The 13,089-nt window shown below is 64.3% G+C and carries 12 protein-coding genes; 7 read left to right on the top strand and 5 right to left on the bottom strand.

The genetic code is table 11. The features are described 5' to 3' along the window. Positions 1-26 precede the first annotated feature (26 nt). Complete coding sequence (gene mutM / locus AC0L21_RS14370; RefSeq protein WP_473262500.1) at positions 27-908, top strand: bifunctional DNA-formamidopyrimidine glycosylase/DNA-(apurinic or apyrimidinic site) lyase; 882 nt, start codon at positions 27-29, stop codon at positions 906-908. Positions 909-1,259: 351 nt separating this feature from the next. On the opposite strand, the gene AC0L21_RS14365 is transcribed toward mutM, so the two are convergent. Continuing rightward, a complete protein-coding gene (locus AC0L21_RS14365; RefSeq protein ID WP_473262498.1) occupies positions 1,260-2,003 on the bottom strand; it encodes a nucleotide-binding protein in 744 nt (247 codons plus the stop codon). 238 nt (positions 2,004-2,241) lie between these two features. Between AC0L21_RS14365 and ggt the strand changes: the two genes are divergently transcribed. Continuing rightward, the gene (gene ggt / locus AC0L21_RS14360) at positions 2,242-3,921 is read left to right on the top strand and encodes a gamma-glutamyltransferase (RefSeq protein ID WP_473262496.1); all 1,680 of its coding nucleotides are present in this window, start codon (positions 2,242-2,244) and stop codon (positions 3,919-3,921) included. 68 nt (positions 3,922-3,989) lie between these two features. Here the strand turns inward: ggt and AC0L21_RS14355 are convergent, their stop codons facing one another. Then, positions 3,990-5,348, bottom strand: coding sequence for a peptidoglycan-binding protein (locus AC0L21_RS14355; protein WP_473262494.1), 1,359 nt, complete (start codon positions 5,346-5,348; stop codon positions 3,990-3,992). Between the two features lie 156 nt (positions 5,349-5,504). On the opposite strand from AC0L21_RS14355, the gene AC0L21_RS14350 reads away from it, so the two are divergent. Beyond that, positions 5,505-6,308, top strand: a complete 804-nt coding sequence (locus AC0L21_RS14350) for a HesA/MoeB/ThiF family protein (protein WP_473262490.1) — start codon at positions 5,505-5,507, stop codon at positions 6,306-6,308. Between the two features lie 9 nt (positions 6,309-6,317). Here the strand turns inward: AC0L21_RS14350 and AC0L21_RS14345 are convergent, their stop codons facing one another. Continuing rightward, positions 6,318-7,325: an aldo/keto reductase gene (locus AC0L21_RS14345; protein WP_473262488.1), complete on the bottom strand. Its 1,008-nt coding sequence runs from the start codon at positions 7,323-7,325 to the stop codon at positions 6,318-6,320. A 115-nt stretch (positions 7,326-7,440) separates the two neighbouring features. Here AC0L21_RS14345 and AC0L21_RS14340 point away from each other — a divergent pair, with 115 nt between their 5' ends. Then, positions 7,441-8,352, top strand: coding sequence for a LysR family transcriptional regulator (locus AC0L21_RS14340; protein ID WP_473262486.1), 912 nt, complete (start codon positions 7,441-7,443; stop codon positions 8,350-8,352). Positions 8,353-8,355: 3 nt separating this feature from the next. Here AC0L21_RS14340 and AC0L21_RS14335 read toward each other — a convergent pair whose 3' ends face one another. Continuing rightward, complete coding sequence (locus tag AC0L21_RS14335) at positions 8,356-9,357, bottom strand: 2-hydroxyacid dehydrogenase (protein WP_007603918.1); 1,002 nt, start codon at positions 9,355-9,357, stop codon at positions 8,356-8,358. A 328-nt stretch (positions 9,358-9,685) separates the two neighbouring features. Here AC0L21_RS14335 and AC0L21_RS14330 point away from each other — a divergent pair, with 328 nt between their 5' ends. Next, positions 9,686-10,216 carry an SH3 domain-containing protein gene (locus tag AC0L21_RS14330; RefSeq protein ID WP_473262484.1) on the top strand — a complete coding sequence of 177 codons (531 nt, stop codon included), beginning with the start codon at positions 9,686-9,688 and terminating at the stop codon, positions 10,214-10,216. Between the two features lie 140 nt (positions 10,217-10,356). Here the strand turns inward: AC0L21_RS14330 and irrA are convergent, their stop codons facing one another. Beyond that, entirely contained in the window at positions 10,357-10,848 is a 492-nt protein-coding gene (irrA, locus tag AC0L21_RS14325) for an iron response transcriptional regulator IrrA (protein ID WP_018455787.1), read from the bottom strand. A 355-nt stretch (positions 10,849-11,203) separates the two neighbouring features. Here irrA and fabA point away from each other — a divergent pair, with 355 nt between their 5' ends. Together fabA and fabB are read left to right on the top strand one after the other, a co-directional pair. After that, positions 11,204-11,725: a bifunctional 3-hydroxydecanoyl-ACP dehydratase/trans-2-decenoyl-ACP isomerase gene (gene fabA / locus AC0L21_RS14320; RefSeq protein ID WP_007603915.1), complete on the top strand. Its 522-nt coding sequence runs from the start codon at positions 11,204-11,206 to the stop codon at positions 11,723-11,725. Between the two features lie 39 nt (positions 11,726-11,764). Continuing rightward, entirely contained in the window at positions 11,765-12,988 is a 1,224-nt protein-coding gene (gene fabB / locus AC0L21_RS14315) for a beta-ketoacyl-ACP synthase I (protein WP_473262481.1), read from the top strand. Positions 12,989-13,089 lie beyond the last annotated feature (101 nt).

Here is a 13,089-nt window from a genome sequence, read left to right as displayed (position 1 = left end):
CGCCCTCATAAGGTGAATGCCTGACCATGCCCGAATTGCCCGAAGTCGAGACCGTCCGCCGCGGCCTTCAGCCTGTCATGGAGGGTGCGAAAATCCTGGTCGCGGAGGCCCGCAGGCCCGATTTGCGCTTTCCCTTCCAGCCGGATTTCGTGGCCCGGCTGAAGGGGCAGGTCGTCACGGGGCTCGGCCGCCGTGCAAAATATCTCGTGGCCGATCTCGCCTCCGGCGACGTGCTGTTGATGCATCTGGGCATGTCGGGCTCGTTTCGCGTCATCAAGCCGGACAACGAGGCGGCGCCCGGCGAGTTTCACTATCCGCGAGCCAAGGACTCCACGCACGACCACGTGCTGTTTCGGATGTCCTCCGGCGCCGACATCGTCTTCAACGATCCGCGCCGCTTCGGTTACATGAAAGTGATCGCGCGCAGTGCGCTCGACGACGAGCCGCTGTTGCGCGGGCTCGGCCCCGAGCCGCTCGGCAACGAATTCGACGCTGCGATGCTGGCACGGTCCTGTGCGGGCAAGACCACGAGCCTGAAAGCCGCGCTGCTCGATCAGCGCGTGGTCGCCGGGCTCGGCAATATCTATGTCTGCGAAGCCCTGCATCGCTCCCATCTGTCGCCGCGCCGGATCGCCGCGACACTGTCGACCAAAAAGGGTGAGACGACGGACCACGCAAAGCGGCTGGTCGGTGCGATTCACACCGTGCTGAACGACGCCATCAAGGCCGGCGGCTCGTCACTGCGCGATCATCGCCAGACCTCCGGCGAGCTCGGATATTTCCAGCACTCGTTCAAGGTCTATGATCGCGAAGGCGAGAAATGCACGACGCCGCGCTGCGGCGGCACCGTCAAGAGGTTTACGCAGAACGGCCGGTCGACGTTCTGGTGTCCGAAATGTCAGAAGTAACGATCAAGTCCGCAGCCGCGAGACCGCGAGTTTCTGCGCTCACAATGATGGTGTGAAGGCAATACGCCCCTATTTATCCCCGTCATCCTGAGGTGCTCGCCTCTTCGGCGAGCCTCGAAGGGCGACGGCCCAGCTGCATCGGGGCCGCTCATCCTTCGAGGCTCCGCTCGCGATGCATTCGCATCACAAGCGTCGCATCTCAGGATGACAGCACGACTATTTCGATATTGCGATGGAGCATTCAAGAACGCGAAGCGAAGCAATCCGGCCGGGCTGGTGGCCGGATTGCTTCGTCGCTAAAGGCCCTTCCGGATGGCGAAGGGCCGCCTGGCGTCTGAGCGATTGCCCCGCTCAGGACGCTAGTGTCGTGGTCTCGTCGGCCGCCAGCTCGGCGGCGACGTGCAACATGCCGTCCGCGGCCGCGATGACCTGGTCGATCAAGACGTTGGTGGTGGCGGCGAGCTCGAGCCGGGTCTCGATCCAATGCCAGAGGCCGCGGATCTCCTCGGTCGACTTGCCGTTCGGTGCGAATTCGCTGACGGCAAGGCCGCTTGCGAGCGAGTCCTGGTGGTCGTTGCGCATCACGATCAGGGGACGTGCAAGCACCTCGACGAGATCGAGCGCCGCTTCCTCGGCGAGTGTGTTGGCGGCGTTGTCGATGCGCTGACCGCGGATCGGAGTCTGGTTCAACACGAAGCTGTAAGGCCGCTTCCAGGCGCGCGCGACGCTGAGCGTCGAAACGGTCGCCTCGATGTCGGCGACGCTCGGGCGGGCCGGGATCAGGCAGAGGTCGCAATGGCGGATCGCAGCGGTAGTCGCGGCGCTGAGGCCGGCGGCGGTATCGACGATCGCGAGCTGGAGGCCGCTGTCGGCTAGCATTTTCAGGCGCGGCTCGATGTCGGCGGCGTGATAGATCGGCTCGACGACGAGATCGTCGGCGGTGCGGCGGCGCTGCCAGTTGGACAATGTGCCCTGCGGGTCGGTTTCGATCAGGCGAACGGTGAAGCCGGCCTGCTTGGCTGCCAGCGCGAGGCCGATGGCGAGCGTGCTCTTGCCGCTGCCACCCTTTTGGGTGGCCAGTGCGATCGTGTGCATTGAAGATCAATCCTTTGGAGTGCTTGGGTCTCGGGAAACGCCACGCGAACGTGCATCGATCTCGATGCTGAGCTCTTCTCGCTCAGGACGTGCCGGCCCGATCCAAAGGGGATCGCGGAGGTCCGAATCAGCAGTCACGATGATGGCGCAATCGGAAATGCCAGCGAATCCGTACCATTACTGGACCCGTACTCGTACGTGTGCTGTGCTTGCCGCCGTCAATAAAAGGATAGGCGGCATGGGCGGAAACTGGCGCGACCGGACGGAGACGAATTTTGAATGCCAGAAGATGCCCGCGGTATCGAGCCGCGGCATGGTGGTCAGCAACCATCCACTGGCCTCAAGCGCCGGCGCGGAAATGCTGGCCGCCGGCGGCAACGCCATCGACGCCGCGATAGCGACCCTGTTCACGCTGACCGTGGTCGAGCCGATGATGGTGGGCATCATCGGCGGTGGCATGGCGCACATCCGGCTCGCCGACGGCAGCCACCGTTTCATCGACGGGCAGAGCACCGTGCCCGGGGCGGTGCTTGACACCAGCTACACCCCCACGCCGGGTTCCGCGCATGACGTGTTCGACACCGTCGGGAATGAAAATCTCAACGGCCCAAAAGCGGTGGCTACACCGGGTTCGCTGAAAGCCTGGTGCGGGACGCTGCGCCGCTTCGGCACCATGAGCCTCGCCGACGTCATGCAGCCCGCGATCAAGCACGCCGCGCGCGGCTATGCGGCGACGCCCTATCTGCACGAATGCATCAGCGAGAGCGCCGCCGAGATGCGCAAGGACAAGCCGATCGCGGCGATTTACTTGCCTGATGGAGAGCCGTTGAAGGCCGGTGAGCGCGTAGTGCAATCAGAATATTCCGAGACGTTGCGGCATATCGCCGACCACGGCGAAAAGGCGCTCTATGAGGGGCCGCTTGGCGACATCCTGGTCGACTACATGGAAAAGGCCGGCGGCTTCATCCGGCGCAACGATCTGACCAGCTACAAGACCGTCGAGCGCCAGCCGATCCGCGCCGATTACCGCGGCTGGACCATCTTTGGCCCGCCGCCGCCCGCAGCCTCCGGCGTGCATATCGCGCAGATGCTGAACATTCTGGAAGGTTACGACATTAAAGGCCTCGGCTTCGGCACGCCCGAGACCATCCACTATCTCGCCGAGGTCCTGAAGATCGCATTCGCCGATCGCGCCGCGGCCAGCGGCGATCCTGATTATGTCGGCGTCCCCGTGGAGCGGCTGACCTCGAAGGCTTATGCCGAGGAACGCCGCGCTGCGATCGATCCGGTGCGGGCGCAGAGCTGGGGCGCCGGCGTGTCGCAGCTTGAAGGCGCTCACACCACGCACATGACGGCGGCTGATGCGTTCGGCAACGTGGTTGCGACCACGCAGACCATCAACAATCTGTTCGGCGCCAAGATCATGATCCCGGGCCTCGGCGCCATCGCCAACAACTACATGAACCTGTTCGATCCGCGGCCGGGCCATGCCCTGTCGCTGGCGCCGGGCAAGCGGGTGACAACCTCGATGTCGCCGATGATGGCGCTGCGTGACGGAAAGCTGCGCTACGCGCTCGGCTTGCCTGGGGGAAAACGAATCTTTCCGAGCGCGATGCAGGCGCTCGTCAATCTGATCGACCACGGCATGAGCTTGCAGGAAGCCGTCGAGGCGCCGCGGGTCTGGACCGAGGGCAATGCACTCGAGGTCGAGCAGAGGGTGCCGGAGAGCGTGCGGGCGAAACTCGAGAGCTTCGGCCACAAGGTGCAGCGTGTCGCGACGGTTGCCGGCGGCATGAACGGTATCGCCTTTCATGACGACGGCACCATGAGTGGCGCCGCTTGCTGGCGTGCGGACGGCACGCCGGTCGGGATCTCGGGTGGCCTCGCGAAGGCCGGGATCAGGTTCAGGCTGAGCTAATAGCGCGCTGATCGCGGGCTCGGTCATCTCTTCCGCTTGCGGGAGAGTTGCGTACCTGCAGGGCGTGGTTATTTCCGCACGCAGATCACGCGCACGACGGCGGCTTTCGCATCCGCCGAGGTGCCGTTCGCGGTGACACCGTTTGTCTTCAGGAAATCGCGCACCGTCTCCGCGGAGACCATCACCGCCTGCGACGCCGGTACCGACGTCGCGGCGCCCGCAACCATCGCCGGCTTCAACAACGCGATGCCGGCGAACTTGCCGTCGCCGTCGATGGCGGCGCTGCCGGAGAAGCCGACAGCCGGTGGGGGTGAGAGCGGGGAATCGCCGCCACCGACAGATGCCAGCGCAGCCTTGAGGCTCGACACACCGGCGGCTCCGCCCTGGCTCTGCGGATCCGCGATACCGATGATATCGACACTCGTCTTTGCCGCGCCGCTACCGAGGCCGAACGGCTTCAGACCGCGGGCCCCGTAGATATGCAGCAGCGCGAGATCGTGTTCCCGGTCCTCGGCGAGACGGTCGGCGCTGCCGTAGCCGGCGATCGTGATCGCGAGACAGGAATCGGTCACGAGGCGGTCGGTGACGATCGCGCCATCGTCGCTGACGACGAGACCTGTGCCATATTCAACGGTCTTGCGCGGCGGCGGCCCGGCTTGCGGCCCCGACGGAAATGCATTGAACGCGCTCGACATCGCGATCACGACCGGCTCGACCGTGTTCTCGGTCGCTTGGTCGTAGAGGATCGTCATGATACGGACTTCGTCACCCCGAGAGGTGCCGCGCACGTAAAATTTCTTCAGGCCCTGCAAACCCGACAGCACGAAGAAGTCGGGCTTCACCACGGTGTAGTCGACCTTGCGACCCGGCTCTTTCTTCTCCGCTTCGGCAAGCTTGGCGGTGTTCGGGTTCGCCTCCTTGCGGCGGCTGAGCAGCACCTGCACCGTGCCAGTGGGCGAGGTCCATTTCGAGCCGTTGGCGTCGGTCGCCTGCTGCGGCACCAGTTTTGAGGGAATGCCAAGCCGCGCGCCGCTGGTCATCTCCGTCACGATCTTCCAGCCGACGCTGTCCTGCTTCCGGCGCGCGGTCTCGGCCAGCGCGGCGCGTTCCTGCGGATTGAGCACGCCGGTCGGCTTGCCGCCCTTGGCTTTCTGATACTCCTTGATCGCCTCGACCAGGCGTGCGCTGACGTCGCCGGTGATGGCGCCGTTATATTGGCCGACCCAGGCAAGGTCGGACTGCAGCGACAGCCGCTCCGCCTGCGCCATGGCATCGGCCGTCGCAGCCGGCGTCTGCAATGCAGGAGGCCGGATCGGAACGGTCTGAACCGGCTTCGGCTTGGTGCCGGAAATCTGCGGTGTCGTCGTCTGGGCGTGTGCGCCTGTCGCAGCCGCAAACATCAGTGTTGCCGCAAGCATCGATCTCATGACAAATCCAGCCAGCCCATTGAACGCGATGCCATTGAAGCACATCTCGTTGGTCGCGAACAATCTCGGGGTGGTTCAGCCGGGCGATATCGGTGCCTGCATGGTTCGAGACGCGCGTTCCGCGCACCATGAGGGTTGAGAGAACGAAGGATAACGATGCTGAGCCCGGACGAACTCGAACGTTATGCCCGCCATATCGTGTTGCGCGATGTCGGTGGTCCCGGCCAGGCTGCGCTGAAGCGGGCCTCTGTGCTGGTGATCGGCGCCGGCGGGCTTGGTGCGCCCGCCTTGATGTACCTGGCGGCCGCCGGCGTCGGGACGCTCGGCGTGGTCGATGACGATGTGGTATCGCTGTCGAACCTCCAACGGCAGGTCATTCACACCACACCCGATATCGGCCGGCACAAGGTCGAGAGCGCGGCCGAAAGGATCATGGCGCTCAACCCGCATGTCCGCTTCGTCGGCCACGCCACCTGGCTCAATGCCGACAATGCGCTGGCGCTGATCGGCGACTATGACCTGGTGCTCGACGGCTCCGACAATTTCTCGACCCGCTATCTGGCCTCGGACGCCTGCTTCTTCGCGAAGAGGCCGCTGATCACGGCGGCGCTCGGCACCTTCGATGGCTCGCTCACCACCATCCGCGCGCATGAGAAGAACGAGCAGGGCGAATTCAATCCGACCTATCGCTGCCTGTTCCCGGAGGCGCCGCCGCCCGGGACCGTGCCGGCCTGCGCGGAAGCCGGCGTCATGGGCGCGCTCGCGGGCGTGATGGGCTCGATGATGGCGCTGGAGGCGATCCGCGAGATCGTCGGCTTTGGCGATGGCCTGGTCGGCCGTCTCCTGATGATCGATGCGCGCGCGATGCGCTTCGAGACGCTGCGCTACGCGCGCGATCCGGCCAATCCGCTCAATGGCGATGGGCCTGTGATCACTGACCTCAGCGCCCATCGCACCTGAGCGCAGCCGCTACGCCGTGGCCGGCTTCTCGCTATCGAGGTGCGCCATCTGCTCGGCCGCGTAGCGCGTACCGGCGGCGACATCGGGCGGGAAGGCCTTTGCCAGCACCGCGAGATGAGCTGGCGTCAGCGTGACCTTGGCCGCACCGAGTGCCTCGCTGAGGCGGTTGCGGGTGCGGGCGCCGACCAGCGGCACGATCTCCTTCCCTTGCGCCGCCACCCAGGCGATCGCAACTTGTGCCGGCGTTGCGCCAATCTCGGCGGCGATGGCGCGCAGCTGCTCCACCAGCGCCAGATTGGCATCGAGATTCGACCCCTGGAAGCGCGGCGTCATCAGCCGGTAGTCCTTGCCTGTCTTGCCGGAGTCCTTCGACCAATGGCCGCTGATAAGGCCGCGTGCCAACACGCCGTAAGCCGTGATGCCGATGCGGAGATCGCGGCAGGTCTTCAGGATGTCGCGTTCGATGCCACGCTCGATCAACGAATATTCGATCTGGAGATCGGCGATCGGGTGCACGGCATGCGCGCGGCGGATGGTGTCGGAGCCAACCTCGGACAGGCCGATATGTTTGACGTAGCCGGCCTTCACGAGATCGGCGATGCCGCCTATGGTTTCCTCGATCGGAATGTTGGGATCGAGCCGCGCCGGACGGTAGATGTCGATGTAGTCGGTGCCGAGCCGCTGCAGTGAATAGGCCAGGAAGTTCCTCGTTGCGGCCGGCTTCGTGTCCATGCCGGTGAATTCGCCGGCAGGACCGCGCAGCGCACCGAATTTGACGCTGATCTGCACCTTCTCGCGCGGCGCGTCCTTGAGCCCTTCGCGCACCAGCATTTCATTGTGGCCCATGGCGTAGAAATCGCCGGTGTCGACCAGGGTGATGCCGGCATCCAGCGCCGCGTGGATCGTGGCGATGCTCTCGCCGCGATCGGCGGGGCCGTAGACCTCGGACATGCCCATGCAGCCGAGACCGAGAGCGGAGACGGTGGGGCCGGTTGAACCGAGTTTGCGCTGTTCCATGGTGGCTCTCCTCGAAAAGGCGCTGACTGCGCCGGGTGACGAGGCCTGATATGCCCCCGATGGATTGCGCCGATAAGCTGGACAATCGAGAATGGCTTGTTCACATTAGCGAACAATGGCTGAGCCCGACCTGCGTGATCTCGATGTCTTCGTGGCGGTCGCTCGCACCCGCAATTTCCGGCGCGCGGCGATCGATATTCGCGTGTCGGTGTCGAGCCTTAGCCAGCGATTACGGGACCTGGAGGAGCGCCTCGGCGTCCGCCTGATGAACCGCACCACCCGCAGCGTCGCCCTGACCGAGGCGGGCGAGCTGCTGCTGTCGCGCGTGTCGCCGGCGCTGCGCGATGTCGGCGACGCCCTGGATCAGGTCCGGGGCCTGCGCGAAGTGGCCTCGGGCCGGCTGCGCATCAACGCGCCGCCGCCCGCCGTCGATCTCGTGCTGGCGCCGATGATCGGGCCGTTCCTTCAGGCCTATCCGCAGGTCGACCTCGACATCGTCTCCGAGAGCGGGTTTGTCGATATCGTCAGCGCGGGCTTCGATGCCGGCGTGCGCTATGGCGAGCATCTCGCGCAGGACATGGTCGCGATCTCGCTCAGCGGCCCGCAGAGCTATGTCGTGGTCGCTTCACCCGATTACCTCGCTCGCCGCGGCAAGCCTGAGCATCCGAAGGATCTGCTCGACCACGATTGCATCCGCGCCCGCTACTCCAGCGGTGTCATGCATGATCTGGAGTTCGAGAAGGCCGGTCAGCTGGTGAAAGTCGATCCGCCGGCAAAGCTGATCTCGACCAACATGGGCCTCTCCATGCGCGCTGCGCTCGACGGCGCCGGTATCTGGGCGACGCTTGATGGATATGTCGGCGAAGTCCTGAAGTCGGGCGCGCTGGTCAGGCTGCTTCAAGACTGGTGCGAGCCGTTTCCGGGCCCGTTCCTGTATTATCCAAGCCGGCGACAAACGCCGCCGGCACTGCGGGCCTTCATCGATTTCGTCGCCGACTGGCGCAAGCGCGAAACTCGCAGCAAATAGACGTCAAAGCATGCTCGGCAGCACGCGATCCGGCGGCTTGTGCGCGTCGAGGAAGGTGCGGATGTTGATGATCACCTTCTCGCCCATCTCGACGCGGCCCTCGATCGTGGCCGAGCCCATATGCGGCAGCAGCGTCACCTTGCCGGCCTTGGCGAGCCGCACCAGCTTCGGGTTCACCGCGGGCTCGTGCTCGTACACATCGAGGCCGGCGCCGCCGATCTCGCCGCCTTCGATCAGCTTGATCAGCGTGTCCTCGTCGGTGACGCCGCCGCGCGCGGTGTTGACGATGTAGGCGTCCTTGCGGATCAGCTTCAGCCGGCGCGCCGACAGCAGATGGTAGGTCGCGGGCGTGTGCGGACAGTTCACCGAGATGATGTCCATCCGCGCCAGCATCTGGTCGAGGCTTTCCCAATAGGTCGCGCCCAGCTCTTCGGCGATCTTCGGCGCCACCGGCCGGCGGTTGTGATAGTGGATCTGCAAGCCGAAGGCGCGGGCGCGACGCGCGACCGCCTGGCCGATACGGCCCATCCCGATGATGCCTAGGCGCTTTCCGCCGATGCGATGGCCGAGCATCCATGTCGGCGACCAACCCGGCCAGGGTTTTCCTTCCGTCAGGATCGAGGCGCCTTCGATCATCCGCCTGGGCACGGCGAGGATCAGCGCCATGGTCATGTCGGCGGTGTCTTCGGTCAGAACTTTCGGCGTGTTGGTGACGGTGATGCCGCGGGCATGCGCGGCCTCGACATCGATGTTGTCGACGCCGTTGCCGAAATTCGCGATCAGTTTCAGCCTGCAGTCGGGCTGGTTGACGATATCGGCGGAGATGTGATCGGTCACGGTTGGGACCAGCACGTCGGCCGTGCGTGCGGCTTCCGCGATCTGCTCGCGCGACATCGGCGTGTCGTCGAGATTGATCCGCGCGTCGAACAGCTCGCGCATCCGGGTCTCGATCGAGTCCGGAAGCTTGCGCGTCACCACGACGAGGGGCTTTTTCTTCACCGACATGTCCTGCCCTCATGAGGCGTTGCGAGCCGCCTCTGTCGCCAAAGGCCGGCCGTTGAGGCCTCATTAACCCGGTTGTTCGACACTGCGTTTGCCGTGTCGTCCCCGGCGTTTCCTTCAAGCTCTCCCGACATTTCCGGCCGGAAAATCGGGACAAACCGGTTGTTCAGACGTCCGTCCTCTCTAGCAGAAGGCCGGGCCAAGACAAGAACCACGGGCAAAGGGCTCGGGAACACCCGCGTGGGGCGGGTCAGGGGCGACAGCGGCCTGGTTTTGGAATTTTGAAGTGAGGGGGCCCGGCTCGGCCGGACCTTCGACAGGAGACGGGTTGATGGCGTTGGGGCGTTTTTGTTCTGTGATGGCGCTCGTTTGCACCTGGTTGAGCGCTTCGGTCAGCCCCGGGCATTCGGCGAAGGACAACACCCCTCAGACGGCCTCGGGCCTCCCGGTGCCGCGCTACGTCAGCCTGAAATCGGATCACGTCAACGTCCGCGCCGGCCCGACCAAGGACAATGACGTCGCCTGGGTCTACACCCGCTCCGGCCTGCCGGTCGAAATCACCGCCGAGTTCGAGAACTGGCGCCGGGTCCGCGATTCCGAGGGCGCCGAGGGCTGGGTCTATCACTCGCTGCTGTCGGGTCGCCGTACCGCCGTCGTCACGATGAAGCACAAGGACGAGCTTGCGCCGATCTACGATCGCGCCGATCCCGACAGCGCGGTTGCGGCGAGGCTCCAGGCCGGCGTCGTCACACAGGTGAAGAAGTGCACTGCAAACTGGTGCCACGTCCTCGGCAACGGCTTTGACGGCTGGATCCAGCAGGAGCGCCTCTGGGGCGTGTACTCCGACGAGCAGGTGAACTGACGGGGTTGGGAGCGGAGCTGTTGATCCACCGTCATGCCCGGGCTCGTTCCGGGCATCCACGCGCTTCTCGACCAGTCCAAAAACGTGGATGGCCGGGACAAGCCCGGCCATGACGACGAATTCAGCAGTTTTAGACGATCTCAGCGCTTCTTGCGCAGCCGCACGACCATGTCGATGCGGGCGATCTCGTAACCCGCGGGCACCTCCGGCATCTTGGACAGCGCCAAATGCGGATCCTCGATGTCGACCAGCTCATGGCTGTTCTCGAGGTAGTAGTGATGGTGGGTCGTGACGTTGGTGTCGAAATAGGTTTTGGTGCCGTCGACGCTGACCTGACGCAGCAGACCGGCGTCGGTGAGCTGGTTCAGCGTGTTGTAGACGGTCGCCAGCGAGACCGGCACCTTGGCCAGCGTCGCTTCTTCGTAGAGCATTTCAGCTGTGAGGTGACGTGCACCCTTGCCGAACAGCAGCCAGCCGAGCGCCATGCGCTGGCGCGTCGGGCGAAGCCCGGCGGACTGGAGCATTTCGTTGACGTCGTGCCACGGGCAACCGGTCAAAGCCGGCTGGCGGCCGGACATAAGAGCCGCCGCATGGGCCTCTTCGTCGCGATGGGGCGCGTTATTTTCGTTCATTTCCAGCTTCGGGCACGCGTGAACACTGTGATCCTGCAACATATATGGAGAGATAGATGCAGATGCAAGTTTCTCGCAACTAGAGTGGTTCTAATCAGCGAGGGAACCGGTCCCGCGGCCCGTCATTTTACCTTCATGAGAGCGCTTTGCTACCCGAAATGGCCTGTGTTAGAGAGCCCGCGGTTCCGCTTAACCGATTTTGGCGCGACCCGGCATTGAGGGCCGCTCGCTATCCATCCAGGGTCTTTCGGTATTCTCGTCTGACAATGGCAACAGATGTTGCCTTTCGAACAGGATGGGGCCCATTTTCGCCGGAAACGCCGCTCAATCGGGGTTTGAACACAAAGGCTTCCGCATGCTGAACAGGCGCAACGGTTACGAATATGAAGATCTGCTGGCATGTGCCCGCGGCGAGATGTTCGGCCCTGGCAATGCGCAATTGCCGCTGCCGCCGATGCTGATGTTCGACCGCATTACGGACATCAGCGAGACCGGCGGTGAATTCGGCAAGGGCGTGGTGCGCGCCGAGCTCGACGTGAAGCCCGATCTCTGGTTCTTCGGCTGCCACTTCAAGAACGATCCGGTGATGCCCGGCTGCCTCGGGCTCGATGCGCTGTGGCAAATGGTCGGCTTTTATCTGGGCTGGAGCGGTGGTGAAGGTCGCGGTCGCGCGCTTGGCCTGAACGAGCTGAAGTTCAGCGGCCAGGTGCTGCCGGAAGCCCGCAAGGTTGTGTACAACATCGATATCAAGCGCGTGATGCGTTCAAAGCTGGTGCTCGGCATCGCCGACGGATGGCTTTCGGTCGATGACCAGATTATCTATCGCGCGAAGGATTTGAAGGTCGGCCTGTTCAAGCAGGGCACGAGCCTGGGCTGAGCGCATCACCACGAAGACAACGATTGAGGCGAGGCTGTCATGAGGCGGGTTGTGGTCACCGGGATGGGCATTGTCTCCTCCATCGGAAACAACACCCAGGAAGTGCTTGCGAGCCTTCACGAGGCGAAGTCGGGCATTTCGCGGGCTGAGAAATATGCCGAACTCGGCTTCCGTTCGCAGGTGCAAGGTGCGCCGACACTCGATCCTTCGACGGTGGTCGACCGCCGCGCCATGCGTTTCCTCGGTCAGGGCGCGGCGTGGAATCACGTCGCGATGGAACAGGCGATCCAGGATTCCGGTCTGTCGCCTGACGAAATTTCCAATATTCGCACCGGCATCATCATGGGCTCCGGCGGCCCGTCGGCGCGCACCATCGTCGAGGCCGCCGATATCACCCGCACCAAGGGACCGAAGCGCGTCGGGCCGTTTGCAGTGCCGAAGGCGATGTCCTCCACGGCCTCCGCAACACTTGCGACCTGGTTCAAAATCAAGGGCGTGAACTATTCGATCTCGTCGGCCTGCGCCACGTCGAACCATTGCGTCGGCAACGCCTATGAGACGATCCAGATCGGCAAGCAGGACGTCATCTTCGCCGGCGGCTGCGAGGAGTTGGACTGGTCGCTGTCGGTGCTGTTCGATGCGATGGGCGCGATGTCCTCGAAGTACAACGACACGCCCGCCACGGCTTCGCGTCCCTACGACGTCAATCGCGACGGCTTCGTGATCGCCGGCGGCGCCGGCGTGCTGGTGCTGGAAGAGCTCGAGCATGCCAAGGCGCGTGGCGCGCGCATTTACGGCGAGATCGTCGGCTATGGCGCGACGTCCGACGGCTACGACATGGTCGCACCGTCAGGCGAGGGCGCCGAGCGCTGCATGCGCATGGCGATGTCGACCGTGAAGACCAAGGTCGACTACATCAATCCGCACGCGACATCGACGCCGGCCGGCGATCCGCCGGAGATCGACGCGCTTCGCAGGGTGTTCGGAAGCGGCGAGAAGTGCCCGCCGATCTCGGCGACCAAGGCGCTGACCGGCCACTCCCTGGGCGCAACCGGCGTGCAGGAAGCGATCTATTCGCTACTGATGATGAACAATGGTTTCATCTGCGAGAGCGCCCACATCCAGGAACTCGACCCCGTGTTCGCCGACATGCCGATCGTGCGCAAGCGCATCGACAACGTCAAGATCGCCACCGTGCTGTCGAACTCCTTCGGCTTCGGCGGCACCAACGCCACGCTGGTGTTCAGCCGGCTGGATGCGTGACACCATTGTCGGCGCAGCGTTGATTTCGTCGTCATGGCCGGGCTTGTCCCGGCCATCCACGTCTTGGCCTTAGGCTTCGAAGGCGTGGAAGCCCGGGCATG

The organism is Bradyrhizobium sp. WSM4873 (assembly GCF_055811355.1).
Note: the sequence above shows the minus strand (reverse complement) of the source record. Positions and strands in the feature narration are given on the sequence as shown.

Coding starts and splice junctions, on each gene's coding strand:
- AC0L21_RS14335 (WP_007603918.1), bottom strand. CDS start 9,357: ATGTCGGTGAAGAAAAAGCCCCTCGTCGTGGTGACGCGCAAGCTTCCG.
- AC0L21_RS14365 (WP_473262498.1), bottom strand. CDS start 2,003: ATGCACACGATCGCACTGGCCACCCAAAAGGGTGGCAGCGGCAAGAGC.
- AC0L21_RS14330 (WP_473262484.1), top strand. CDS start 9,686: ATGGCGTTGGGGCGTTTTTGTTCTGTGATGGCGCTCGTTTGCACCTGG.
- mutM (WP_473262500.1), top strand. CDS start 27: ATGCCCGAATTGCCCGAAGTCGAGACCGTCCGCCGCGGCCTTCAGCCT.
- fabA (WP_007603915.1), top strand. CDS start 11,204: ATGCTGAACAGGCGCAACGGTTACGAATATGAAGATCTGCTGGCATGT.
- AC0L21_RS14345 (WP_473262488.1), bottom strand. CDS start 7,325: ATGGAACAGCGCAAACTCGGTTCAACCGGCCCCACCGTCTCCGCTCTC.
- fabB (WP_473262481.1), top strand. CDS start 11,765: ATGAGGCGGGTTGTGGTCACCGGGATGGGCATTGTCTCCTCCATCGGA.
- ggt (WP_473262496.1), top strand. CDS start 2,242: ATGGGCGGAAACTGGCGCGACCGGACGGAGACGAATTTTGAATGCCAG.
- irrA (WP_018455787.1), bottom strand. CDS start 10,848: ATGAACGAAAATAACGCGCCCCATCGCGACGAAGAGGCCCATGCGGCG.
- AC0L21_RS14340 (WP_473262486.1), top strand. CDS start 7,441: ATGGCTGAGCCCGACCTGCGTGATCTCGATGTCTTCGTGGCGGTCGCT.
- AC0L21_RS14350 (WP_473262490.1), top strand. CDS start 5,505: ATGCTGAGCCCGGACGAACTCGAACGTTATGCCCGCCATATCGTGTTG.
- AC0L21_RS14355 (WP_473262494.1), bottom strand. CDS start 5,348: ATGAGATCGATGCTTGCGGCAACACTGATGTTTGCGGCTGCGACAGGC.